The organism is bacterium (genome assembly GCA_035945995.1).
Taxonomy (GTDB): domain Bacteria; phylum Sysuimicrobiota; class Sysuimicrobiia; order Sysuimicrobiales; family Segetimicrobiaceae; genus DASSJF01.
On sequence record DASYZR010000160.1, the window covers coordinates 1 to 24,552 of the forward strand.

Below are 24,552 nucleotides of genomic sequence, written 5' to 3' on the forward strand. Positions count from 1 at the left end.
TCGCTCGGGCCGAGGTGCGGCGCCGCGCGGCGCCGGCGGGGCAGACCGCCGGAGCCGGGGGAGGGCCCGGCCGAATCCGCCTCGTGGACTCGCGCGCCGCGGAGCGGTATCGGGGCGAGGTGGAGCCGCTCGATCCCGTCGCCGGGCACATTCCGGGCGCGGTCAACTTGCCGTGGACCGAGATTCTCGATGCGCACGGCCGGCTCAAGCCGCGCGCCGCGCTCGCCGAGCAGTTTGCCGCGATCGGACCGGACGGCGACGCCGTCGTCTACTGCGGGTCCGGCGTGACCGCCTGCGCGAATCTTCTCGCGATGGACGAGGCCGGACTCTCGGGCCCGCGCCTGTACCCCGGAAGCTGGAGCGATTGGTGCTCGTATCCTGACAGTCCCGTGGCAACGGGCCCGGAGGAGGGGCGCAAGACATGACGGCTCGCCCGCATGCGTTTCCACCGGTTTTCGACGGTCACAACGACACCGTGCTCAGCATGGTCAAGACGGGACGGTCGTTCTTCGACCGGTCGGACACCGGGCACATCGACCTGCCGCGCGCGAGAGCGGGCGGGCTCGGCGGAGGATTCTTCGCCGTCTACATCGCCGACCCGGTCGTCGCCGCGAGCGTGCGCCCCGGGGCGGGCAGCCTCGAGTCGGCGATGAGCCGCTACGCGGACGAGCGGACGTGGCCTGAGCCGATGCCGCTGGAGTACGCGCAGGCGCAGGCCGTCGACCTGCTCGGGCGGCTGCTGCGCGTCGCCGAGACGTCCCAGGGCCAGGTCGCCGCGGTGCGGACCGCCGGTGAGCTGCAGGCGTGCCTCGACCGCGGGACCTTCGCGATGCTCCTGCATTTCGAGGGCGCCGAGCCGCTCGATCCCGACGGCTACGCGCTGGACACGTTCTACGCCGCCGGGGTCCGCTCGGTCGGCCTCACGCACAGCCGCCGCAATCGCTACTCGACCGGCGTGCCCTTCAAATTCCCCAGCTCACCGGACACCGGCCCCGGGCTCACCGAACTCGGCCGGGCCCTCGTCCGGCAGCTCAACGCCCGCCGCGTGATGATCGATCTCTCCCACCTCAACGAACAGGGATTTTGGGACGTCGCGAAGATCTCGAACGCCCCGCTCGTGTGCACGCACTCGAACGCGCACGTGCTCAGCGCGACTCCCCGGAACCTCACCGACCGGCAGATGGACGCGATCAAGGACAGCGGCGGCATCGCCGGGCTCAACTTCCACGTCGGCTTCCTGCGGGAGGACGGCGGACGCAGCGCCGACACGCCGATCGCCCGCATGGTCGACCACATCGAGTACATGGTCGAGCGTATGGGCATCGATCACGTCGGCCTGGGCTCGGACTTCGACGGCGCCACGATGCCGGCCGAGCTCAAGGACGCCGCGGGTCTGCCGCGCCTGATGGCGGCCCTCGAGGCCCGCGGCCACACCGAGGCGGACCTCCGGAAACTCGCCCACGGCAACTGGGTGCGGGTGCTGCGCGAGACCTGGGGCGCATGACCGTCCGGCCCGCGCCCGCCGCCACGCCGACGCACCCGGTGACGTGTGAGCGGCATGTCGAGATGCGCCTCGCCGACGGCACCCGCCTCGTGTCCGACGTCTACCTGCCGGTCCCGTCTAGCGCCCCGACTGGCGCGGGGCAGGCGGGACGAACGGCCTCGTCCGGCGCGGGGCCGTGGCCGGCGATCCTCGAACGGACCCCGTACAACAAACTCGGCGCGAACCTCGTCCTGTCGGCGAAGTTTTTCGCGAGCCACGGCTATGCGGTCGTCCTTCAAGATGTGCGGGGCCGCTATGAGTCCGAGGGCGAGTTCTACGCGTTCGGCAACGAGGGGCCCGACGGCGTCGAGACCGTGGCGTGGGTGCGCGCGCAGCCGTGGTGCGACGGCCGGGTCGCCACGATGGGGCTGTCATACTCGTCGTGCACGCAGACGAGCCTCGCCGCCCTCGATCCCCCCGGTCTCGCCGCCCAGTTCGTCAGCATGGGCTTTCACAACTACCACACGGCCTCGATGCGCCAGGGCGGGGCGCTCGAGGTGCGCTTCGCGCTCTACGCGTTCATGATGGCGCAGACGTCGCGCGAGGCCGCCGCGGACGCGACAACGCGGGTCGCGATGCAGCAGGCTTGGGGCGAGATCCGCTCCTGGCTCGGGCACCTCCCGCCCAAGCCGGGCCTTACGCCGCTCCGGCACACGCCGTCCTACGAGCAGTGGCTGCTGGACATCTGGCGGCACGGCGAGTACGACGAGTACTGGGCCGGCCGCCCCGGGTATTCGATCGAGGGGTTGTACGACCGGCACGCCGACGTCCCCCTGTATTTCTGCGGCGGATGGTACGATTCGTACGCGCGCTCGACCGTGACCAACTACGTCGAACTGAGCCGCCGGAAGCGCGGACCCGTGCGTCTCATCATGGGGCCCTGGATCCACGGGAGCGCGAGTCTCGACCTGTCCTACGCCGGCGACGCGGAGTTCGGGCCCGACGCGCCGCTCGGCTACGACCAGTTCCGGCTGCGCTGGTTCGACGCGGTGCTTCGCGGGGGGCGTCCCGGCGGCGTCGAGGAGCCGCCGGTGCAGATCTTCGTCATGGGGGGCGGCTCCGGCCGCAAGGTGCCGGGCACCGGCAAACTCGACGTCGGGGGCCGGTGGCGCGCCGAACGCGAGTGGCCGCCGGCCCGGACGGAGTACACGCCGTTCTACCTGCAGCCGGGCGGGGGCTTGTCACCCCAGTCGCCGCCGGACGGCGCCGGTTCGTCGCGGTACGTCTTCGATCCCGCGGATCCGGTGCCCACGATCGGCGGCAACATCTCGGTCGGCTACGATATCATGCCGGGCGGCGGGTTCGATCAACGCGGCGGCCCGCACGTCTACGGCGCGCGGGACGGGCTGTCGCTGTCGGCCCGGCGGGACGTGCTCGTCTTCTCGACGCCGCCGCTGACCCACGACGTGGAAGTGACGGGGACGGTCGTCGTGCACCTGTGGGCCGCGTCGTCCGCGCCGGACACGGACTTCACGGCCAAACTGCTGGATGTCTACCCGGCGAATCCGGATTACCCCGACGGCTATGAGCTCAACATCGGCGACTCGATTATTCGGGCGCGGTACCGCGAGGAGCGGGACCGGCCGGAGTGGCTTGAACCCGGACGGCCGTACCATTTCACGATCACGCTCTATCCGACGAGCCTCGTCTTCTGCCGGGGTCATCGAGTCCGCCTGCACGTGTCGTCGTCGAACTTTCCGCGCTTCGACGTGAATCCCAATACCGGGGGGCCGCTCGGCGCAGACCAGGCGCGCCAGCCCGCGGTGCAGACGGTGTTCCACGACGCGGCCCGGCCGTCGCGCGTGATCCTGCCGATCCTTCCGTCCTAGGAGATGCCGGCCGTGCCCACGATCGCGATCGGACGCATCTCCCACGAGACCAACACGTTCTCGCCCGTGCCGACCACGCTCGCCTCGTTCGAGGAAGGCGAGGGGATCCTCGAAGGCGACGGTCTCATCCGCCACCACACCGGCGGGAAGACCGGCCTCGGCGGCTTTCTCGACGTCGCGGCCGAGGAGCGCTGGCGGGTCGTGGGCACCCTGGCGGCCGGCGCGACCCCGTCCGGCAAGGTCGCCGCCGCGGCGCACACCGGCCTGCGCGACCGCCTGCTCGGCCGGCTCCGGTCGGCGGGTCCGGTGGACGGCGTGCTGCTGCATCTGCACGGCGCGATGTGCGCGGATGGCGCCGCCGACGCCGAAGGCGATATCTGCCGGCACGTGCGCGCCGTCGTGGGGCCGGCGGTGCCGGTGATCGTAGAACTCGATCTCCACGGCAACATGACGGCCGCGTTTTGCGAGAGCGTCGATGCCGTGTTCGCCTATCAGACCAATCCGCACGTCGATCCGTACGAGCGCGGGGTGGACGCGGCGCGCTGCCTCGCGCGCCTGCTGCGTGGCGAGTTGGCGCGGCCCAAGGTGTACATCGCCAAGCCGCCGATGCTGCCGCCCACGATCAACATGCGGACGGCGGAAGGTCCGATGCACGACCTGCTCGAGGACGCCCGCGCGTGGGAGGCGAGGCCGGAGATCGTCAACGTGTCGGTGTTCGGCGGGTTTCCGTATGCGGACTTCGATCAGGCCGGCACGGCCATCCTCGTCACGGCCACCGATCCCGCGGCGGGACGCGCCTGCGCCGCGGCGATAGGTCGCCGCGCGTGGGACCAGCGGGCGCGGTTTCTCAAACCGCTGCCCACAGTACCGGAAGCCGTCGATCGCGCGCTGCGCCTCGCCGCGGAGCGTCCCGGGAAGCCCGTGGCGCTCGCGGACGTCGCGGACAATCCCGGCGGCGGCGGGACCGGCGATACGACCGACCTGCTGCGAGAATTGGTGGGCCGGCGGGCCGGGGGCGCCGTGGCGTGCGTCTGGGATCCCGAGACCGCGAAGCAGGCGTTCCGGGCCGGACTCGGGGCGACCGCGACGTTCCGGATCGGCGGCAAGGTGGCCCCGGAGGCCTTCGGGGCACCGGTGGAGGTCACCGGCCGGGTCGCGCACCTGAGCGACGGCGAATTCGTGGGAACGGGGCCGGTCGTCCGCGGCCGGAAGGTGCGCTGCGGGCCCACCGCGCAGATCGCCCCCGTCTGGCGCGGGGCGGACGGGACGGGCGGGGCGGGCGGGCTCAAGATCATCGTGACGTCGGTCCGGCACGCCGCGAACGACCGGGGGTTCTTCCGGATCGGCGGTGTGGAGCCCGAGCGCGAGCCGCTGCTCGTGATCAAATCGCGCGGCCACTTCCGCGCGGACTTTGAGCCGATCACGGAGACAATCATCGAGGTCGACGCCCCTGGCGCCGCGAACCCGAACCTCGATCGATTCCGGTTCGCGCACGTCCGCCGGCCGATCTGGCCGCTCGATCCCGACCTCGTCTGGGACGGCGGGCGCGGGTGACGAAACCGTCCCCCGACGCCCCCGGCACCGTCCGGGTCGCGCTGCTCGACGACTATCAGGGCGTGGCGCTCGAGGCGGCGGACTGGACCGCGCTCGGAGCCGGCGTCGAGGTCGAGGTCTTCCGCGACCACGTCCGCGACGAGGCCCCGCTCCTGCGCCGGCTGGCCCCCTTCGACGTGATCGTGGCGATGCGCGAGCGCACGCCCTTCCCCGAGTCCGTGCTCGCCGGCCTGCCGCGGCTTCGGTTGCTGGTGACGACCGGGATGGCGAACGCCTCGATCGACGTCGCCGCGGCGACGCGGCTCGGCATCGTCGTGGCCGGGACGGCGGGCCTCGCCCCGCCGACGGTCGAGCTGGCCTGGGCGTTGATTCTGGCCGCCGTGCGGCGGCTGCCGCAGGAAGACCGCGCGATGCGCCAGGGCCGGTGGCAGACCTCGGTCGGCGTGGGCCTGCACGGCAAGACGCTCGGCGTCATCGGTCTCGGCCGGCTCGGCGCGCAGGTGGCGGCGATCGGGCGGGCGTTCGGGATGCGGCTCGTGGCCTGGAGCCAGAACCTGACCGCGGAGCGCGCCGCCGAGTGCGCGGCGGAGTACCTGACGAAGGAGGCGCTGCTGGCCCGGTCCGACGTCGTGACGATCCACCTGAAGCTGAGTCCGCGGACGGCGGGGTTGATCGGCGCCGCGGACCTGCGCCGCATGAAGCCGACCGCCTACCTCGTCAACACCTCGCGCGGGCCGATCGTGGAGGAGGCGGCGCTCGTCGACGCGCTGCGGACCGGCGTGATCGCCGCGGCGGCGCTCGACGTGTTCGACGAAGAGCCCCTGCCGCGCGGGCATCCGCTGCTGGCGCTCGAGAACGTGGTGGTGACCCCGCACCTCGGCTACGTCACACGCGAGAACTACGCGATTTTCTACGGCGAGGCGGCGGCGGACGTGGCGGCGTTCCTCCGCGGAACGCCGGCGCGGGTGCTGAATCCGGAGGTCCTGACCTCGCCGGCGCTCAGGCGGAATGCGGGACGGTGAACCGAACGGGATTCTCCTAATCCGCAAAGAAGGCCAGACCGCGTATCCGCGGTGCTGAGGGGAGAAGCACGATGCGGTGCCCCCGATGCGGCTTCGATGGTCTTTCCAGCATGCGATTCTGCAGCCAATGCGGCACTCCGCTCGCCCTGGTCGCGCCTTCCCCCGAGGAACGCAAGCTCGTGACCGTGCTCTTCGCCGATGTGGTCGGGTCCACGCAGCTGTCCGGCGTGCTCGACCCCGAGCACGTGCAGGCGCAGATGGAGCGGTTTTTCACCATTGCTCGCGATGAGGTCCACCGGCACGGCGGAACGGTGGAAAAGTACATCGGCGATGCCGTGATGGCTATCTTCGGCCTGCCCGCGGTCCACGAGGACGATCCCGAACGGGCGGCACGGGCCGCGGTCGCGCTCGCGGCCCGGGTGCGTACGGACCGCGAAGCCGGACTTCTGCCCGCGATACGGATCGGCATCACCACCGGCGAGGTCGTGATCACGACCCAGTCCGCAGGAACGGGGGAGCGTCTCGTGACCGGCGAGGCCGTGAACCTGGCGGCGCGCCTGCAGCAGCACGCGGCCCCCGGACAGATCCTGGTCGCGGAGCACGTGCGGCGGGCGGTGCGCAGCGTCGCTAAACTGCGCAGTCTTCCGCCGCTGGCGGTCAAAGGCTACGCGACGCCGCTGCCGGCGTGGCAGTTGGTCGCCGTCGGCCGTCCACGGGAGCGTGAGGTTCGTCCGACGCCGTTTGTGGGCCGTCGGGATGAGTTGGCGATGCTTGCCGGCTATGTGCGCGAGATGCAGCGCGAGGGCAGGGGCCATGCGGTCACCGTCCTGGGCCCGGCCGGGGTCGGGAAGACCAGGCTGGTGCGGGAGCTTCGAAGTCGTGTCGGCGGCGTCCGCATCCTGCGGGGCCGGGCATTGCCCTACGGGACGGGGGTGCCGTTCTGGCAATTGAGCGAGGCGATACGTGAGGAATGCGGGATCCTGTTCGGTGATCCGCAGGAGGTCGTGCGCAGCAAGCTGCAAGACGCCGCGGCCCGTCTCGACGTGGCGGACGCCGTGCCGGCATTCCTGACTGTTCTGGGACTCGGCGAGGGCGCGCCGGAGCTCAGCCGGGAGGTCCTGTTTGCCCGGATGTGGACGTTCTTCGAAGCGCTGGCGCGCCGCGCGCCGCTGTTGCTGATCGCCGAGGATACGCACTCGGCCGAGGACGCGACGCTCGATTACATCGAATACAGCGCCGGCCGGCTCAGCGACGTCCCGCTGCTGCTGCTCGTGTTGTCGCGCCCCGAGCTGCTCGAGCGCCGGCCGGCATGGATGGGAGGGCGGCGCAGCGCCACGACGCTCTTCTTGGAGCCGCTCGGCGAGAGAGAAAGCGGCGACCTGGTGCGCGGCATCCTCGAGGACAGACCCGCGCCCCAGGCGTTCCTCGATCTGGTGCTCGAGCGTGCGGAGGGCAATCCCCTCTTCATCGAAGAGATCCTGCGGACGCTGCGGGAACAGGGCGTCCTGGTCGACGAGGGCGCCCGGTGGGCGCTTTCGATTCCGCTAGACCCGGACGTGATCCCCGACAGCGTGCAGGCCGTCATCACGGCCCGGATTGATGCGCTGCCGGCGCCGGAGAAGCAGACCCTCGAGGCGGCGGCCGTCGTCGGGAAGGACTTCTGGCTCGGCGCGCTCCGCGTGCTTGCCGGCCCGCACCCCGTGGACGACGCGATCCAGGCGCTGATCAGCAAGGGCGTGCTGATCCCGAAGCCGCGTTCGACCCTGCTCAACGAGCAGGAGTTTGCGTTCCGGCACATCCTGATCCGGGACGTCGCCTACCGGATGCTGCCAAAGACGCAGCGCTGGCCAAAGCACGTGCGGTTCGCGGAATGGCTGCACCAGATCGCCGGGGACCGGCAGGCCGAGTATGCCGATATCATCGCCCACCACTGGGTGCAGGTCGGATTGCTGCGGGACGACGTGGGCCTCCCGCCGGACCCGCACGCGCGGGCACAAGCGATCACCCATCTTCTCGTTGCCGCGGCCCGGGCGTCACGGCTCTACGCCAACACCACCGCCCTCGACCACTACGGCCGCGCGCTCGAACTCGAGCCTGCGCCCGAGCAGCGCCTCCCGGCGCTGCTCGGGCGCGGAGAGGTGTGGATGTTGCTCGGACAACTCGAGCGGGCACGGGAGGACTTCGGGTCCGTACACGTGCTCGCCCAGGAGGTCCGGGAGCGCCGATGGCAGATCCTGGCCCTGGATCGCCTGGGCCACTCGTACCGCCGGCAGGACCAGATTGCCCAAGCACTCGATCACCTTCAACAGGCGCTGGCCCTGAGCCGCCGTCTACAGGACCCGTCGTTGACCGGCCACATCCTCAATCACATCGGGTTCACCTACTTCAGCGCGGCCAAGTACGAAGACGCGATCCAGGCGCACCTGGAGGCCCGCGGGCTGCTCGAGCCTCACGGGGATCTCGCCGGGCTCGCGGAGAGTCTTCACGGACTGGGGGACACCGCGGTCCTGCTGGGCCGGTTCGAAGAAGGCACACGGTGGCTGTCGGAGTCGGCGGACCTGTGCGATCAGATCGGGGACCGATCTCTGGCGGGTGAGAACCGATATGTGATCGCCCTTTGCCGGGACGTGCTTGGAGACGCCGCGGCCGCACAGATCGAGGTGGAGCGCAGCGTCGCGGTGCTGGCTGAGATCGGCGACACGTGGCGTCTGTCCTTCGCGCTCAGCGCGGCCGCGCGGGTGGCGGTGCCGCTCGGAGCATTCGGGAGGGCCATCGAGTGCGTGACCCGAGGGCTCAGTCTGGCGGGCGAGATCGGCGCGGGCCGGGCGGCGATTTTCAACCTCCTGTGTCTGAGTATGGTGCGGCGAGAATTGGAAGACGCCCAGGGTGCCTGGCAGGCCGGCCAGGAGGCGGCGGACCTCCTGGGGGCCGGTGAAGTCGGCGGGTTCTGGCGCCCCAGCGTACTCGCCTCGCTGGCCGTCGATGCTGCGACCCTCGGCCGGACGGACGACGCGCACGGGTACGTGCGCGAAGCTCGGCGGGCGGCGGTCGAGGGACCGACACGTGGAGACTTTCCCGAGGAGGTCGCCCACGCGGAGGGTCGCGTGCTGCTGGCCGCGGGACGGCCGGCCGATGCGCGGGTCGTCGCGCAAGAACTGGCCGATCTCGTCTCCACGGCCGGCCACCGGCGCTGGTGGGTGCCGGCGCTGCTTCTCCGGGCCGACTGCGCCGCGGGGCTCGGCGACGCCGAGGGGGCCGCGACGCTCTACGACAGGGCGGTCGAGGAGGCCGGGCGCCTCGGGCGGCTGCCCGGGCTGTGGCGCGCGCTGGCCGGGCTCGCCGAGGCCCAGTTGGCTATGAATCTCAGCGAGCCCGCCGCTGCGAGCGCGCGGCGCGCGCGGGAGATCATCGACCGCCTCGCGGCCACCATCCCGGACGAGGGGCTCCGTGAGACGTTTCTGCAATCCGCCCGCGTGCGGCGGATCGCGGCGGTTGCGGACACGTTCAAAAAAAGCCCGCGGATTACCCCAGGCGAAGGCGACCCGAATGCGCGCCCGCCATCATCGTGATCGTCCGCCCTCCTTGACGCCGGCGACGACGCGCTCAGCCGTGATCGGCAGGCTGTCGATCCGGGCGCCGGTGGCGTCGGCGATGGCATTCGCCACGGCTGCCGCGACGGGGACGACCGGGGGCTCGCCGACGCCCTTCGCACCGAACGGGCCGCGCGCGGACGGGACTTCGACCAGGTGCACGTCGACCGGCGGCACGTCGGCCGCCCGCGGGAGCGCGTAGTCCGCGAAGGTGCCCGTGGTGAGCGCGCCGTTCTCGTCGTAGACGACGTGCTCGAGGAGGGCCCAGCCGATTCCCTGCGCCACGCCGCCCTGGATCTGGCCCCGGACGAGCGCGGGATTGATCGCCCGTCCCACGTCCTGCGCGACGGCGTAGTCGGTGACCCGGACCCGCCCGGACTCGGGGTCGACGGCGACCGCGGCGACGTGCGCCCCGAACGCCGGCGAGCGAGCGGTGATGGCTTCGGACGCCGTGCCGAATACCGGGGGGTGCTGCGCGCCGAAGCCCGAGGTCATCTTGATGAGATCGGCCACCGCGACCGCGCGCGAGGGCACGCCGCGCACCCGGACGGTCCCGTTGACGATGTCGAGGTCCGCCTCGGCCGCCTCGAGGCGCCTGGCCGCGAGGGCGAGGAGTTGCCGGCGCGCGTCGGCCGCGGCCTTCTGCACGGCCGAGCCGACGGTGTACGTGACCTTGCTGCCGCCGGACATGCCGGAGGCGGGCGCGCCGTCGCTGTCCTCGGGGATGAGGCGGACCTGCGACACCGGCACCCCGAGCGTTTCGGCGGCGATCTGCGTCAGCGCCGTGGCCGTGCCGCTGATGTCGATCGAGCCGACCACGACGTGCAGCGTGCCGTCCGTGTTCGCGCGGACGCAGGCGCTCGCCGGCTCGAGGCCGCCGAGCCAGCCGCCCACCGCGATGCCGGTGCCGGCCGCGGCGCCGTCCGACGCGCGCGCCGCCCCCCGCCGGCCGGCGGGCCGCTCCCGCCACACCGGGCTCTCGCGCACCGCGAGGAGCGATTCGCGCAGCCCGATCCGCGGCCAACTCTCGCCGTTCGGCATCGGGTCGCCTTCCTGCGACGCGTTGCGCAGGCGCAGCTCGAGCGGATCCTGCTCCAACGCCGCGGCGACTTCGTCCACCAGGCATTCGATCGCGAACGCGGCCTGGACCGCGCCCGGCGCCCGGTACGCTCCCGTCGGCGGTTTGTGGGTCAGCACCTCGCGGCCGCGAATGTCGAGGTGCGGGACGCGGTACGCGCCGCCCATCAACAGGCCGCAGATCGTCACGGGCGCTCCCGGGAGGGCGCCGGCATCGAACAGCAATCGCGCCTGCAGGGCCCGGAATTCGCCGTCGCGCGCGGCGCCGAGCGCCACTTCGAGGACCGACTGCGGCGCCGGCGTCGCGGTCTGGAATTCGTCCGCCCGCGTCAGCACCAGCCGCACGGGCCGCCCCAGGACCATCGCCGCGGCGCCGGCGAGGGGCTCGAGCAGCAGGATCTTGCCGCCGAAGCCGCCGCCCACCGCCATCGGCACGATCCGCACGGACGATTCCGGAAGGCCGAGGACGCCCGCGACGTGCTCGCGCGTGTAGAAGAGCGCCTGCGTCGCCGTCCACACCGTGAGCCGCCGTACGGTCCGATCGTAGTCGGCGACCGAGGCGTGCGGCTCGATGTACGCTTGATGGACGATGGACGTCCGGAACGTCCGCCGCGCCACCACCGCGGCGTCGCGCAGCCCGCGCTCGATGTCGCCGCGCGCAAAGCGCACCTGGCTGGCGACGTTGCCGGGCGCGTCCTCGTGGTCTTCCTGGACCGCCACCGCCGCGTGGAGCCCGCCTTCCGCGCTCCGACCGGCCAGACCCGGCTGGACGAGGGGCGCCGCGCGATCGGCCGCGGCCGCCGGGTCGATCAGCGCGGGCAGCGGGTCGTACTCGATCGCCGCGGCCAGGCGGGCCGCGCCGTCCGCGGCCGCGGCTTCGGACTCGCCGAGCACGACGGCCACGGGCTCGCCGGGAAAGCGGGCCTCGCCGCGGGCGAGCAGACACCGTCCGCGCGCGTTCGGCGTCTCGTCCCCGAAGGGGAGGTCGGCCGCGGTGAACACCGCGAGGACGCCCGGTACGTCCTTCGCCGCATTCACGGGGATCCGGCGGATCCGGGCGTGGGCGTGCGGGCTCAGCACGAGCCGGCCGTGGACGAGACCCCGCAGGCCGTGGTCCGCCGCGAACACGGTCCGGCCGGTCAGTTTCTCCTGCGCGTCGACACGGGGCAGGGATTGGCCAACGATGGTCGGTGCCACGGCGTCACCTCGGGGGATGTTGTTCGCTCTCGAACGGTTCTCGTCGTGCCGGGGCGGTCCTCCCTGCGGGAGCGCCGCCCCGGCACGTGGAAGGAAGCCGGGCCGCCCGCCTCATCCGCGGTAGTTCGCATGGAGGTCCCCCATGGCCGCAACGCACGAGATTTTCGCGCTGAGCCCCGGAGCACGGGAGGTGGACTGGTCGACCCGTCTGTATCTGCACCCCGCCGGTACCGGGACGACGGCGTCCGCCTACTTCCTCTGGCTACTGCAGGGTCCCGCGGGGCCGGTGCTCATCGACACCGGGTTCACGCCGCGCCTGGCCGCTCTGAAGGGTCTGCCGGCCGAGGCGGTGCCCCGCACCCGCTATCAACTGCTGGATTCCGTCGGCGTCGCGCCCGAGTCGATCGCCACCGTGATCCTGACGCATCTGCACTGGGATCACTTCGATCTCGAGGGCTGGCTGCCGCGCGCGACGTTCTGGGTGCAGCGCCGGGAGCTGGAGTTCTGGACCGGGACCGGCGGCCGGGATTCGTGGATCCGGCGGTTCATCAGCGACTGCTTCGCGGACGACCTGGCCGCGCTGCGGGGCAGCGGTCGCCTCCGCACGGTCGAGGGGAACGCGCAACCCCTCGACGGGGTCCGGCTGGAATGGGTCGGCGGACATTCGCCCGGGATGCAGATCGTGGTGGTCCAGACGGCCACGGGGCCCTTCGTCATCGCGAACGACGCGCTCACCACCTACCGGAACCTTCGGGAGTGGGCGCCGCCGGCGATTCATCTCAACAGCATCGTCGAATGCATGGAGGCCATGGGGCGCATCCGCGACCTCGCCAAGGGCGATGAGAGCCGGATCTGTCCGGGGCATGACGGGGAAGTGTACCGCCGGTTTCCCGAAACCGGTCCGGGCGTCTACCGGCTCGCGTAATCCCCGGGCGGCGTCACAGGGCGCGCGTCGTGAGGTACGCGGGAAAACCGATCTGCGCGAGTCCGCGCGCCACCCGCTCGGCCTCGGTTCGCGTTCGATAGGGTGAGGTCATCACCTGGGACGCGGCACCGCGGGGCACGACGTTGACGATGTATCCGCGGCTCCGAATCAGGTGCATGATCCGATCCGCGATGGCGGGGCTCGCGAAGGTCCCGACGCCGACCGCGTAGACCGTCGCCGACGGGTTTTGCCTCGCTTGCCCCGCCCCGAAGGCGCGGGCGGCCGCGACGGGCTGCGCGGCTCCCGGGACGCCGGGTTTCTGCTGGGTGGATGCCACCAGCGCGGCTCCGAGATGCCGGGGAGGGCCCGCCGGTATTCTCGCTGCCGGCCGGTTCGGCATGGAACTCGCCACGCCCACCGCAAAGGCGGCGACGGCCGCCGCGGCCAGAGCGGCATGCATGCGGACCCGCGCCCGCCGTTCGTGCCGCTCCCGGCTTTCCTCCCACCACCGCCGGGCATCGTCGAGCAGATCCTCGACGATCCACATGGTGCGAATGCCGGGTACCTCCCGGGAGGCGGCGAGGGCCGCGGCCAGGTCGGCCGCGGTCCGCACCTTCCGGCCGGTCACGGCGAGATGGGACACCGCATCGAGGTAGATCTCGTCCCAATAGGCGACCCGGTGAGGGTTCCAAGGACCCCAATCGGGGATATCGCGGAGCCGCAGCTTTCCCCAGACGGCGGCGGCGAAGAAAAATCTGGCCACAGTTCCCCTCGATCCTCCCGCGAACCTCATTTGCCCCCATTCGGCTGTGCCGTAACACGTCTCGCCCCGCGCGAGGCGCGGGGCAGGCCCCGCGCTTTGCGCGGGGGCAAAGGGCCGGGCCCGCCAAGAAGGGAATTTACCCGGCCCGGCGAATCGCTGCCGACACTCAGCCCCACTTGCCGTACCATAGCCGCCACAGCCAACGCCGCCCGCCGTGCCGTCCGTTATTCACGTGGACCGGCGCACCGCGAGCCGGGCTCCTTCCAGCGGGAGGAGTTCGCGAGCCAAATTGGAAGTTTCGGGTTCGGATAAGAACGGCACCAAAGGTGCACACGGTGCACACATGGAGGGTTGCTCTTATGGCTGACGTTCGGGAAAAAGGGTCGGCGGTCGCCGTCACCGAGGCGGAAATCGCGGTGCACTGGAAGGAAGAAGAGTACTATCGGCCGACGCCCAAGTTCATCGGGCAGGCCAATCTCACCGATCCCGCGGTGACGGAGCGGTTCAGCCTGGAGCACTTCCCGGAGTGCTTCCGGGAGTACGGCGACCTGCTGACGTGGGACCACTACTGGCACACGACGTTCGACGGGAGCACGCCCCCGTTTTGGAAGTGGTTCGTCGGCGGCCGCCTCAACGCGTCGTACAACTGCGTGGACCGGCACCTCGCGCAGTACAAGAACAAGGCGGCGCTTCTGTTCGTGCCTGAGCCGGAGCAGGACGCGCCCGTCGCCATCACCTACCAGGAGCTTTACGTCCGGGTGAACGAGGTGGCCGCGCTGCTGCGCGACTTCTGCGGCCTCAAGGCCGGCGACCGCGTCACGGTCCACCTGCCCATGACCCCGGAGCTCCCGATCACGATGCTGGCCTGCGCCCGGCTCGGCGTCATCCACTCGGTCGTCTTCGGCGGCTTCAGCGGCGAGGCGTGCGGGATCCGGATCGCGGACTCCCGCAGCCGCGTGCTGATCACGATGGACGGGTACTACCGCAACGGGAAACTGCTCGACCACAAAGCCAACGCCGACATCGCGGTCGCCGCCGCGGCCAAGGAAGGGCAGGCCGTCGATAAGGTCTTGATTTGGCGGAGATCCCCGGACCGGTCCGCGACCAACACCCCGCTCGTCGAGGGCCGCGACCACATCATGAACGAGGTCCTGCAGAGCTATCGCGGCCGCCTCGTCGAGCCCGTGTCGATGGACGCCGAGGCGCCCCTCTTTATCATGTACACGAGCGGAACGACGGGCCGCCCGAAAGGCGCCCAGCACCGTACGGGCGGGTATCTCGCCTACGTGACCGGGACGTCGAAGTACATTCAGGACATCCATCCGACCGACGTCTACTGGTGCTTCGCCGACATCGGCTGGATCACGGGCCACTCCTACATCGTCTACGGCCCGCTCGCGCTCGCGGCGACCAGCGTGATTTACGAGGGCGTGCCGACCTATCCCGACGCCGGCCGGTCGTGGCGCATCGCCGAGCGCCTGGGCGTGAACATCTTCCACACGTCGCCCACGACGATCCGCATGCTGCGCAAAGCCGGGCCCGACGAGCCCAAGAAGTACCACTACAACTTCAAGCACATGACCACGGTCGGCGAGCCGATCGAGCCGGAAGTGTGGCGGTGGTACTACGAGGTCGTCGGCCGGCGCGAGGCCGTCATCTGCGACACTTGGTGGCAGACCGAGAACGGCGGATTTCTGTGCACGACCAAGCCGGCGCTGGATCCGATGAAGCCTGGCAGCGCAGGCCCGGGCGCGCCGGGCATCCACCCCGTCATCTACGACGAGGTCGGCAAGGAGATCCCCAGGGGCTCGAAAAAGGCCGGGAACATCTGCATCCGCAACCCGTGGCCGGGGATCATGCAGACGATCTGGGGCGATGACGACCGGTTCGTCAAGACCTACTATGCGAAGTATTGCCGGGACCCGAAGAGCAAAGACTGGCGCGACTGGCCGTACTTCGCGGGGGACGGGGCGTTGTTCGCCGAGGACGGCTACTTCCGAATCCTCGGCCGCGTCGACGACGTCATCAACGTGGCGGGCCACCGCCTCGGCACAAAGGAGCTCGAGTCGGCTGCCCTCACGGTCCCGGAGGTCGCCGAGGCGGCGGTGGTGCCCGTCGTGGACGAACTGAGGGGCCGCGTGCCGGAGGTGTACGTCTCCCTCAAGCCGGGTGTCGCGGCGGGCAAGGACGTCCAGGACAAAGTCGTCCGGGCCATTGAGACTACGATCGGTAAGATCGCCCGCCCCAAGGAAGTACGCATCGTGGCGGACATGCCGAAGACCCGCTCCGGCAAGATCATGCGCCGGGTGCTCGCGGCGATCTCCAACACCATGGACACCGGCGACGTGACGACGCTCGCCAACCCGGACATCGTCGAGCAGATCCGGGTGGCGGTGCAGGGCACGGGGAAGGTCGCGACCAAGACCGGCCCCGAGGACATCAAGCGGTTCGGCGACGCGGGCTGACGGCGCGGCGCCGCCGCGGTGACCGAGGGCACGCCGCGCAAAGTTTCGGCGGGCCGGTCGCCCTCGGAATGCATCTGTCTGAAAGGGGGGACGGGCTTAGGTAGCGGCCGAAGGCGTTCGCAATCACCTGGGGGGTGAACCGATGGCAGAACCAGCCAAGGCGAATCCTGCACCGCTCGGGCTTGCCGGCTTCGGACTCACGACGGTTGTCCTCAGCGCGATCAACGCCGGGTGGCTGACCCACGACGCCGAAGGCGTGGTGGTGCCGCTCGCATTTGCGTATGGCGGTACCGCCCAGATCATCGCCGGTGTTCTGGAGTATGCCAACGGCAACACGTTCGGCATGACCGCGTTCACCTCGTACGGACTCTTCTGGTGGTGGTTCGCGTTCCTGCTCTGGACAAGTGCGGGGGGGCTGATTAAAGTCGCGGGTGTCGGCGTGGGGCTCACCCTCCTCATGTGGGGCGTGTTCACATTCTATATGTGGATCGCCTCGTTTCACCTGAACCGAGGGGTGTGGAGCGTCTTTCTGCTGTTGTGGATCACGTTCGTCCTGCTCGCGTTCGGTGCACTCGGCGCCGGAACCGGATGGTCCACGCTGGGCGGCTACGTCGGGCTCGTCACCGGCCTCGACGCGCTCTTCGTCTCGTTCGCGGAAGTGACCAATGCCACGTTCGGCCGGACGGTAATCGGGTTGGGCGCCCCGATGGCGAAATAGTATCGTCGGACTCGGGAGGCTTCCGATTGAGCACGGTTCGGAGGGTCCCAAGCCGGATGTGGAGGCGGCAATCCAGCGGATTGTCGCCTCCGGCGGGGTGGGGGCGGAGGTGGAGGCACTCCCGCCGAATCGTCACAGTGTGAAGTGGGCCAAGGTCATCGATCACACCCGATGTATCGGCTGTCACGCCTGTACCACCGCGTGTAAGTCCGAGAACGACGTCCCGCTGTCGGTCACCCGCACGTACGTCAAGCACGTCGACGTCGGGGTCTTTCCCGACGTCCGCCGCGCGTTCCAGGTGACGCGCTGCAACCAGTGCGAGGACGCGCCCTGCGTGACGGCGTGCCCGACGTCCGCGATGTACCGGCGGACGGACGGGATCGTGGACTTCGACAAGAACATTTGCATCGGCTGCAAGGCCTGCATCGCCGCCTGCCCCTACGATGCGATCTTCATCAATCCCGACGACCACTCCGCCGAGAAATGCAACTTCTGCGCCCACCGGCTCGACATCGGCTTGGAACCGGCGTGCGTCGTCGTCTGCCCCACGGAGGCGATTCTCGTCGGCGACCTCGACGATTCCGCCTCCCGCGTCGCGCAGATCGTCCGCGCCGAATCTGTGCGCGTCCGGCGGCCGGAGAAGCAGACGCTGCCGAAGCTCTATTACAAGGGCGCGGGCGATGCGACGCTCGATCCGATCGCGGCCCGGCGGCCGGACGGCGGCCTCTTCATGTGGAGCGAGCAGCTCCGCGGCGCCCAGCAGATCACCTCCGGGGCGCCGGCCGGCTGGACGTCGTCGTCCGCCGCGGCGCTCCTGAGCTATGATGCCCCGCACCAGGCCCCGTGGGGTTGGCGTGTGAGCCTCTATACGTGGACCAAAAGCATCGCCGCCGGGGCCTATCTCGTCGCGCTGCTGCTCGCGGCGGCCGGCGTCCTGCGCGGCACGAGCCCGGTGTGGCGCTGGGGCGCGCCGGGGATCGCCGCGGCCGCCCTTGCGCTCACCGGGGTCCTGCTGGTCGCCGACCTCAAGCATCCGGCGCGGTTCTACCTCATCTTCACGCGCCCGCAGTGGAGGAGCTGGCTCGTTCGCGGGGCCTTTCTCATCGCGGCCTACGGCATCGTGCTGGTCCTCGACATTCTGGCCGGTATCGGCGGACGCGCGGCCCTGCAGCGCGGCCTCGCGATCCCGGGTGCTGTGGCTGCCGTGCTGACCGCCGTGTACACCGCGTTTCTGTTCGCGCAGGCCCGCGCCCGCGATCTCTGGGAGAGCCCGTCGCTCGGCCCGCACCTGGGGGTTCAGGCGCTCCTTGCAGGCGCGGCCGTGCTCGTCCCCTGCGCCGGATGGCTCGACCCGACGCTCCTCCGGCCGCTGCTGGTCACCGTCGCCGTCGTGGGCGCGGCGCATCTGGCGTTCGTCTGGGCGGAGGCCGCCGGCCGCCGGGTGACCCCCCATGGGGGGCTGGCGGTGCACGAGTTGGTGGGAGGCCGCTATCGCGCGGCGTTCTGGTTCGGCGTCGCCGCGAGCGTGCTCGGCGTGCTCGCCGCGGGCGCCTTCGGGCTGGGTGCGAAGATGGCGCCGGGCGCCGTCGCCGTCACCGCGTTCCTGGCCTTGGCCGGGTTGCTGGTGTACGACCACGCCTACGTCCAGGCGGGACAGGCGGTGCCGCTCGCATGAAGCTCGAGGATCTGGGCCGCCGCGTCAGCGCGGCGCGCGACGCGGCGGCCTCGCGCGGCGAGACGTTCTATCCGGGCCCGAGCCGCGTCCACCTCGCGGCGTTTCCGCCCAAGGAGCGGTGGGACGACTGGGTCGAGCTCGACACCCACGCCTGGCCGCGCCGGGTGGCGAAGCGCTACATGCTCGTGCCGACCACCTGCTTCAACTGCGAGTCGGCGTGCGGGCTGCTGGCCTACGTCGACCGCGAGACCCTCCAGGTCCGAAAGTTCGAAGGGAACCCCGAGCATCCGGGCTCCCGCGGCCGGAACTGCGCGAAGGGTCCGGCCACGCTGAACCAGATCACCGATCCGGACCGGATCCTCTATCCGCTCAAGCGCGCCCGGGGCCGCGGTCAGGGCGCCTGGGTCCAGGTGACGTGGAACGAGGCGCTCGACGACATCGCCCGGCGCATCCGCCGCGCGATCGGCAGCGGCCGCGCCAACGAGGTGATGTACCATGTCGGGCGGCCCGGCGAAGACGGGTTCACCGAGCGCGTCCTCGCCGCCTGGGGCGTCGACGGCCACAATACGCACACCAACATCTGCTCGAGCGGCGGCCGCACCGGCTACCATTTCTGGATGGGCCTCGACCGGCCAAGTCCGGATCACGCGAACGCGCGCGTCATCCTGTTGATCAGCAGCCACCTCGAAGCCGGCCACTATTTCAATCCGCACGCGCAGCGGGTGATCGAAGCGAAGCACGCCGGCGCCCGCCTCATCGTCATGGACACCCGGCTCTCCAACACAGCGACGCATGCCGACTATTGGATCGCGCCGCGTCCGGGGTCGGAGGCGGCGATCCTGCTGGCGATCGCCCGCCACCTGATCCACGAGCGCCGGTTCAACCGTGAATTCGTGCGGCGCTGGTGGAACTGGCGGGAATATCTGGCGGCCGAGCACCCCGACCGCCCGCAGACGTTCGAGGTGTTCGAGGAGCTCCTCGGCGCGCTCTACCGACGGTACACGTTCGAGTTCGCGGCCGGGGAGTCCGGCGTGGCCGCCGAGACCCTCCGCCAGATCGCCGACGCCGTCGCCCGCGCCGGCACGCGCCTCGCCACCCATACCTGGCGCAGCGCCGCGGCCGGGAATCTCGGCGGCTGGCAGGTGCCGCGGACGCTGTTTTTGTTGAACGCGCTCCTCGGCGCCGTGGCGACCACCGGCGGCACGTACCCCAACGCGTGGAACAAGTTCGTGCCTCGGCCGATCTACACGCCGCCCCATCCGCCGAGGTGGAACGAGCTGACGTGGCCGCGCGAATACCCGCTCGCGATCAACGAGATGTCGTTCCTGCTGCCGCATCTCCTGCGCGAGGGCCGCGGCCGGCTCGAAGTCTACTTCACCCGCGTGTACAACCCGGTCTGGACGAATCCCGACGGGTTCTCCTGGATCGAAGCCCTCACCGACGAACAGCTCGTCGGCCTGCACGTGGCCCTCACGCCGACGTGGAACGAGACCGCGTACTTCGCGGACTACGTGCTGCCGATGGGGCACGCCTCCGAGCGCCACGATCTGCATTCCTACGAGCAGTACGACGGGCAGTGGATCGGGTTCCGCCAGCCGGTCCTGCGCGCGGCCCGCACGCGGCTCGGCGAAGCCGTCGCCGACACCCGTCAGGTCAACCCGGGCGAGGTGTGGGAAGAGAACGAGTTCTGGATCGAGCTGTCGTGGCGGGTCGATCCCGACGGGTCGCTCGGCATCCGGCGCTACTTCGAGTCGCAGGCGCGTCCGGGCGAGAAGCTCGGCGTCGACGAGTACTACGCCTACATCTTCGAGCACTCGGTCCCCGGCCTCCCGGAGCGCGCCGCGCAAGAAGGCTGCACGCCCCTCGAATACATGCGGCGCTACGGCGCGTTCGAGGTCGCCCACGGTATCGGGCCGCTCTACGAGGAGACGGTGCCGGGGTCGGAGCTCGTGGACGCGTGCGCCGACCGGTTCGGCCGCGTGTACACCCGCGCGCCGGCGCCGGCCGGGGTCAACGTGGTGCCGCAGGGGATGCCGGATTCGGATCCGGACGGCCGCCGCGCCGTCGGCGTCGAGATCGACGGCGCGGTGCGCCGCGGGTTTCCCACGCCGTCGGGGCGCCTCGAGTTCTACTCGCCCACGCTCGCGGCGTGGGGCTGGCCGGAGTGCGCGCTGCCGGCGTACCTCCGCAGTCACGTCCATCCCGAGCGGCTCGCCCCCGATCACATGCCGCTCATTTCCACGTTCCGGCTGCCGGTGCAGATTCACACCCGCAGCGCGAACGCGAAGTGGCTGGACGAGATCGCGCACACGAATCCGCTGTGGATCCACCCGTCCGACGCCGCGCGCCTGGGGGTGGCGACGGGCCGGCTCGTGCGCGTGGAGACCGAGATCGGCTATTTTGTCGTGAAGGCGTGGGTCACGGAGGGTATCCGGCCCGGGGTCGTCGCCTGCAGCCATCACATGGGACGGTGGAGGCTTCACGACCACGGGCAGCGGCAGTTGATGGCGGCGGTGACCCTCGACCACAGCGACACCCGCTGGACCATGCGCCGCCGCGCCGGCGCAGGTCCGTACGCCTCGTCCGACCGGGACACGCTCCGCATCTGGTGGACCGACGTGGGCGTGCACCAGAACCTCACGTTTCCCGTCCAACCCGATCCGATTTCGGGCCAGCACTGCTGGCACCAGGCCGTGCGCGTGCGCCCCGCCGAACGGGGGGATCGGTACGGCGACATCGCGGTCGACACGAAGAAGTCGGCGGCCGCCTTCCGCGCGTGGCTCGCGTTGACCCGGCCTGCGGACCGCTACTCGCCGGACGGTACCCGCCGGCCGCATTGGCTCATGCGGCCGCTGCGGCCGACCAAGAACGCGTACCGCCTGCCGGCCGATGTGACGCGGTGATCGGGCGCGGGCCGGGGATCGGCGTGCCGGCGGCGGCGGACGCCTTCCGCGCCCTCGGCGTCCTGTGCGAACCGCCCGCGGACGGAGGCGCCCGAGTCGCCGCCGCCCTCGGCCTGCCCGGCGCGCCCGATCCGTCGGACTACACAGACCTGTTCATCCTCGAACTGTATCCCTACGCCTCGGTCTACCTGGGTCCGGAAGGCATGCTGGGCGGCGAGGCGCGGGATCGCGTGGCCGGGTTTTGGCGCGCGCTGCACCTCGTCCCGCCGGCCGAGCCGGATCATCTGGCGGCGCTCCTCGGCCTGTACGCGGTGCTCGTCGAGCGGGACGCCGGCGAGCACGACCCGGCGCGGCGGCTCTTGTGGCGCCGCGCCCGTGCGACCCTGGTGTGGGAGCATCTCGCCTCGTGGCTGCTGCCGTACGTCGACCGGCTGGACGCGATCGCGCCGCCGTTCTACCAGGCCTGGGGCGGGGTGCTGCGCGAGGCCGTGCTCCAGGAAGCCGCTGCCGCCGGGTTCCCGGACGCGCTGCCCGCCCATCTGCGCGCGGCGCCGCCGCTGCCCGATCCGCGGCGGGAGGGTTCCGGCCCATTCGTGGCGGGGCTGCTGGCCCCTGTGCGCTCCGGCGTTATTCTGACCCGCGCCGATCTCGTCCGATGCGCCCGCGACCTCGAGCTCGGCATGCGCGTGGGCGAGCGGAAGTTCGCCCTCGCCGCCCTGATCTCACAGGCCCCGGCGGCGGTGCTCGGGTGGCTGGCCGGCGAGGCCACGGTCTGTAGTGAAGGGCACGCGCGCTACGCGGACGTGGCCGGCATTGTCGCCCGTTTTTGGGCCGATCGCGCCGCCGCGGCGGCTACGCTCCTCGAAGAGTTGCGGGTCTCGGCCGCGGAGAGCGCGGCCGGCTAAATATCTTGAATTCCAAGATTCAAATCAACAGCCTCCGCCGCTTCTCCCAGTCGCGGTCCCGACGGAGTGCACGCCGCGGTCCCACCTGGCGCCGATCATCCGGCCTTCGTGGCCCCGCTCGGTATCGCGGACTACCGTGCCGGTCCCTTCGTTGAGCAAGAACTGGGCCTTGAGCCCGTGCGAAGGGACGACGCCGGACGTGTAGAGGGCGTGAATCTCCCCCTCGCGCAGCGGTCGGTCCCAGATCCTGACCGGACCGATTGCGCCTTGGAAGAAGCTCGCTAAATCTCGAGTCCCGATCCGAAACGGGGCTGACGCAGCCCCAAGCGTCAGCGTCGCGTACGAATCGCTGTGTCGGTACCGGCCGTTCTTGTAGATCGCCGTCTGTCGGGTGGCGGCGTCGGCGACCCCGACGACCTGAATCCACTCCCCCGGGGTGATGGGGTCCTGGAAGTAACTGCCGCAACCTCGTCCGCCGCTCGGCTGGAAGACGTAGAAGCTGATCCGGTTCTGCCGCGGACCCGGGGGCGTGCTCAAACTGTACATCCGAAACGTCCACTCATACTGCCCGCGCTCGCCTTTCCCCAGCCAGTGCACGTATTGCTCGGTCGCCTGTGAGCCCTCGGTCTTCGAAAACGTCAGCACGTCCGGCCGCATCCAGACGGCCACGGTGAGCCCGGCGGCTCCGAGGCTGAAGTCGGGGCTGCTGGGGACCTCCACATAGCTGTCGGATCCGGCAAAGCGCAGGTCCACCAGGGGCGGACGGGCGTCGTGCCCCGAAGCTGAGCCGGCGGGCCGGGAAGCCAGCCTCGCCACTCCTTGTTGGAGAAGGAGGCCGAGCGCGACGAGCACGATCGCGACCAACCGGACGTCCCGGGCCATTAAGTCCCACTCTCGAAATTTGGTGTACCTGCATCGCCAGATAAACTGCGAGGGCAGGAGGGAGACCGATGAGTGATCTGCAACTCGTGTCCGTCCGCCAATCCGACTCCGGCGGCTTCCTGCTCGTTCTCAACGAAGATAGCGCGCTCGACGCGGTCGGCCAGTTCCTCTGGCCCACCGGGGTGCCGAGCGAGGCCGAAGATTGCGGTCGAGGGCCCGGCGATGTTCCATCTCACCGGTCTTAGCATCGAGACGCTCCAGTCGAACCGAAAGACGGGCGCGAGGCGCGTGCGGATACTCCGACGCCGCTTCGCGACTCTCGGTTTGCAGGACTGGTGCGTCGGCACGTTGCCGAACCACGTCGGATCGCTAGGAGAGCGCGGCGCACAGATCGTTGGCGTCGACCGCCTGTTCCACCTGCTGGAGCATCGCGTCGCAGTCGGGTCTGATCTCCGCGGTCTTGGTGTTGAGTGGGCCCCAATGCCTCCGGATGTTCCTCATTCCGACGGCGGCGAACTCCGCGGCGAACGCCGGACACTCCTTTGAAAGGCGCTGAAAGGCAGCGCCATCACCCGAGCCGAAGTTTTGAAGGTCCGCCGCTCCACAGGGGTTGACGCCCTCCTGGAAGATATCGAGGAAGCCCGATGGGTTGGCCGAATACTGCTGGAAAAGCGTTGGCATGAATGGGCTCGCGTCCCTCGCGTTGAAGCTGGTTTGGAAAAGGCCCGCCTCGGCCGTCTCGGCCGTGGTGTTCGTCGCCGATTGATCGCGGCCCGTGCAGTAGATCCCGGAGCTCTCGCGCATGCCGAGGCCCATGAGCAGCACGAAGAGGTGGCGGAGCGTGTCGACGCCGTCCGTGCTGTTGTCCATTCCCGCCGCCGTAAACTCTGCGTCGAACCAGGCAAGCGCATCCACCGAGCCGTCGCCCGTATTCGCTTTGGCCATTTCAGCGGCGCAGGCATCTCCGGCTTTGAACTTGCAATAGACCCGCCCGTAGACGAGGGCCATTCCCTTGATGTAACCGATGGGCGCAACTCCGCGATTCTTCCACCCGTATCCCGCGATCGCCGATGCCGCGGCGGCCTGGAGGATCGGATCGAGCGGGCCAGCCCGCGTCGGCGGGACGACGGGCGTCAGGAACTGGCCGGCGGACCAGCCGGTCAGGCCGTCTTTCTGGATCTGTCGCCAGTCGCCATCGGCCGACGTGTCGATCCAATCCACGACGTCGCCCTGATTAAGTTGGCCGACGACGCTGCCGTCCACGGAAGGCGCGTCGCGCACATTCAACTCGCTCGCGGTGACCCTGAGTTGACCTGTTCCTGCCATGATCATCCCCCTTCTTGCGCCCGCAGATCTCAGCGAGCAAGCGACGTGCAGTGCGTCTTAGATGCGTGAGTCCGGTCTATGATGTGGCCTCCCTGCCATGTGAAGAAGATCCTCGTTGGAGGAAAGAACGTGCCGCGTGATTACGACAATACCGCGTCGATGTCGATCGCTCCTGGAT

17 protein-coding genes are annotated in these 24,552 nt (G+C 70.4%); 13 read left to right on the forward strand and 4 right to left on the reverse strand.

Annotation, left to right across the window (positions count from 1 at the left end; all coding sequences use genetic code 11):
- The 6 genes from VGZ23_18860 to VGZ23_18885 form a co-directional block, all read left to right on the forward strand.
- Positions 1-425: rhodanese-like domain-containing protein (locus VGZ23_18860; GenBank protein ID HEV2359655.1), on the forward strand; the 425-nt coding region annotated here is incomplete at its 5' end.
- Positions 422-1,504, forward strand: a complete 1,083-nt coding sequence (locus tag VGZ23_18865; protein HEV2359656.1) for a dipeptidase — start codon at positions 422-424, stop codon at positions 1,502-1,504. The genes VGZ23_18860 and VGZ23_18865, both read left to right, overlap by 4 nt.
- Entirely contained in the window at positions 1,501-3,372 is a 1,872-nt protein-coding gene (locus VGZ23_18870; GenBank protein HEV2359657.1) for a CocE/NonD family hydrolase, read from the forward strand. Before VGZ23_18865 ends, VGZ23_18870 begins: the two co-directional genes overlap by 4 nt.
- Before the next feature lie 12 nt (positions 3,373-3,384).
- Positions 3,385-4,926 carry a M81 family metallopeptidase gene (locus VGZ23_18875; GenBank protein HEV2359658.1) on the forward strand — a complete coding sequence of 514 codons (1,542 nt, stop codon included), beginning with the start codon at positions 3,385-3,387 and terminating at the stop codon, positions 4,924-4,926.
- Positions 4,923-5,948 (forward strand): D-2-hydroxyacid dehydrogenase family protein, encoded by a 1,026-nt coding sequence (locus VGZ23_18880; GenBank protein HEV2359659.1) that lies wholly within the window; start codon positions 4,923-4,925, stop codon positions 5,946-5,948. Before VGZ23_18875 ends, VGZ23_18880 begins: the two co-directional genes overlap by 4 nt.
- A 179-nt stretch (positions 5,949-6,127) precedes the next feature.
- The gene (locus VGZ23_18885; GenBank protein HEV2359660.1) at positions 6,128-9,517 is read left to right on the forward strand and encodes an adenylate/guanylate cyclase domain-containing protein; all 3,390 of its coding nucleotides are present in this window, start codon (positions 6,128-6,130) and stop codon (positions 9,515-9,517) included.
- On the opposite strand, the gene VGZ23_18890 is transcribed toward VGZ23_18885, so the two are convergent.
- The gene (locus VGZ23_18890; GenBank protein ID HEV2359661.1) at positions 9,509-11,812 is read right to left on the reverse strand and encodes a xanthine dehydrogenase family protein molybdopterin-binding subunit; all 2,304 of its coding nucleotides are present in this window, start codon (positions 11,810-11,812) and stop codon (positions 9,509-9,511) included. The two genes, VGZ23_18885 and VGZ23_18890, sit on opposite strands and share 9 nt — an antisense overlap.
- Positions 11,813-11,954: 142 nt before the next feature.
- Here VGZ23_18890 and VGZ23_18895 point away from each other — a divergent pair, with 142 nt between their 5' ends.
- Positions 11,955-12,737 carry an N-acyl homoserine lactonase family protein gene (locus VGZ23_18895; protein HEV2359662.1) on the forward strand — a complete coding sequence of 261 codons (783 nt, stop codon included), beginning with the start codon at positions 11,955-11,957 and terminating at the stop codon, positions 12,735-12,737.
- Positions 12,738-12,750: 13 nt separating this feature from the next.
- On the opposite strand, the gene VGZ23_18900 is transcribed toward VGZ23_18895, so the two are convergent.
- Positions 12,751-13,500 (reverse strand): SPOR domain-containing protein, encoded by a 750-nt coding sequence (locus VGZ23_18900; protein ID HEV2359663.1) that lies wholly within the window; start codon positions 13,498-13,500, stop codon positions 12,751-12,753.
- Between the two features lie 359 nt (positions 13,501-13,859).
- On the opposite strand from VGZ23_18900, the gene acs reads away from it, so the two are divergent.
- The 5 genes from acs to VGZ23_18925 all read left to right on the forward strand — a co-directional run bounded on the left by acs (position 13,860) and on the right by VGZ23_18925 (position 22,166).
- Positions 13,860-15,965 (forward strand): acetate--CoA ligase, encoded by a 2,106-nt coding sequence (gene acs, locus VGZ23_18905; protein ID HEV2359664.1) that lies wholly within the window; start codon positions 13,860-13,862, stop codon positions 15,963-15,965.
- 142 nt (positions 15,966-16,107) lie between these two features.
- Positions 16,108-16,683, forward strand: a complete 576-nt coding sequence (locus VGZ23_18910) for an acetate uptake transporter (GenBank protein ID HEV2359665.1) — start codon at positions 16,108-16,110, stop codon at positions 16,681-16,683.
- A 58-nt stretch (positions 16,684-16,741) separates the two neighbouring features.
- Positions 16,742-18,358 (forward strand): 4Fe-4S dicluster domain-containing protein, encoded by a 1,617-nt coding sequence (locus VGZ23_18915; GenBank protein ID HEV2359666.1) that lies wholly within the window; start codon positions 16,742-16,744, stop codon positions 18,356-18,358.
- Positions 18,355-21,261, forward strand: coding sequence for a molybdopterin dinucleotide binding domain-containing protein (locus VGZ23_18920; protein ID HEV2359667.1), 2,907 nt, complete (start codon positions 18,355-18,357; stop codon positions 21,259-21,261). Before VGZ23_18915 ends, VGZ23_18920 begins: the two co-directional genes overlap by 4 nt.
- Positions 21,258-22,166: a molecular chaperone TorD family protein gene (locus VGZ23_18925; GenBank protein HEV2359668.1), complete on the forward strand. Its 909-nt coding sequence runs from the start codon at positions 21,258-21,260 to the stop codon at positions 22,164-22,166. Before VGZ23_18920 ends, VGZ23_18925 begins: the two co-directional genes overlap by 4 nt.
- Positions 22,167-22,190: 24 nt before the next feature.
- On the opposite strand, the gene VGZ23_18930 is transcribed toward VGZ23_18925, so the two are convergent.
- Positions 22,191-23,048, reverse strand: coding sequence for a LamG domain-containing protein (locus VGZ23_18930; GenBank protein ID HEV2359669.1), 858 nt, complete (start codon positions 23,046-23,048; stop codon positions 22,191-22,193).
- A gap of 68 nt (positions 23,049-23,116) precedes the next feature.
- On the opposite strand from VGZ23_18930, the gene VGZ23_18935 reads away from it, so the two are divergent.
- Positions 23,117-23,293, forward strand: coding sequence for a hypothetical protein (locus tag VGZ23_18935; protein HEV2359670.1), 177 nt, complete (start codon positions 23,117-23,119; stop codon positions 23,291-23,293).
- Positions 23,294-23,417: 124 nt separating this feature from the next.
- Here the strand turns inward: VGZ23_18935 and VGZ23_18940 are convergent, their stop codons facing one another.
- Complete coding sequence (locus VGZ23_18940; GenBank protein ID HEV2359671.1) at positions 23,418-24,380, reverse strand: SH3 domain-containing protein; 963 nt, start codon at positions 24,378-24,380, stop codon at positions 23,418-23,420.
- Positions 24,381-24,552: the final 172 nt, after the last annotated feature.

Excerpts from the sequence above, each read along its gene's own strand:
- VGZ23_18865 (HEV2359656.1), top strand. The coding sequence starts at position 422 with ATGACGGCTCGCCCGCATGCGTTTCCACCGGTTTTCGACGGTCACAAC.
- VGZ23_18870 (HEV2359657.1), top strand. The coding sequence starts at position 1,501 with ATGACCGTCCGGCCCGCGCCCGCCGCCACGCCGACGCACCCGGTGACG.
- VGZ23_18895 (HEV2359662.1), top strand. The coding sequence starts at position 11,955 with ATGGCCGCAACGCACGAGATTTTCGCGCTGAGCCCCGGAGCACGGGAG.
- acs (HEV2359664.1), top strand. The coding sequence starts at position 13,860 with ATGGCTGACGTTCGGGAAAAAGGGTCGGCGGTCGCCGTCACCGAGGCG.
- VGZ23_18910 (HEV2359665.1), top strand. The coding sequence starts at position 16,108 with ATGGCAGAACCAGCCAAGGCGAATCCTGCACCGCTCGGGCTTGCCGGC.
- VGZ23_18920 (HEV2359667.1), top strand. The coding sequence starts at position 18,355 with ATGAAGCTCGAGGATCTGGGCCGCCGCGTCAGCGCGGCGCGCGACGCG.
- VGZ23_18930 (HEV2359669.1), bottom strand. The coding sequence starts at position 23,048 with ATGGCCCGGGACGTCCGGTTGGTCGCGATCGTGCTCGTCGCGCTCGGC.
- VGZ23_18935 (HEV2359670.1), top strand. The coding sequence starts at position 23,117 with ATGAGTGATCTGCAACTCGTGTCCGTCCGCCAATCCGACTCCGGCGGC.
- VGZ23_18940 (HEV2359671.1), bottom strand. The coding sequence starts at position 24,380 with ATGATCATGGCAGGAACAGGTCAACTCAGGGTCACCGCGAGCGAGTTG.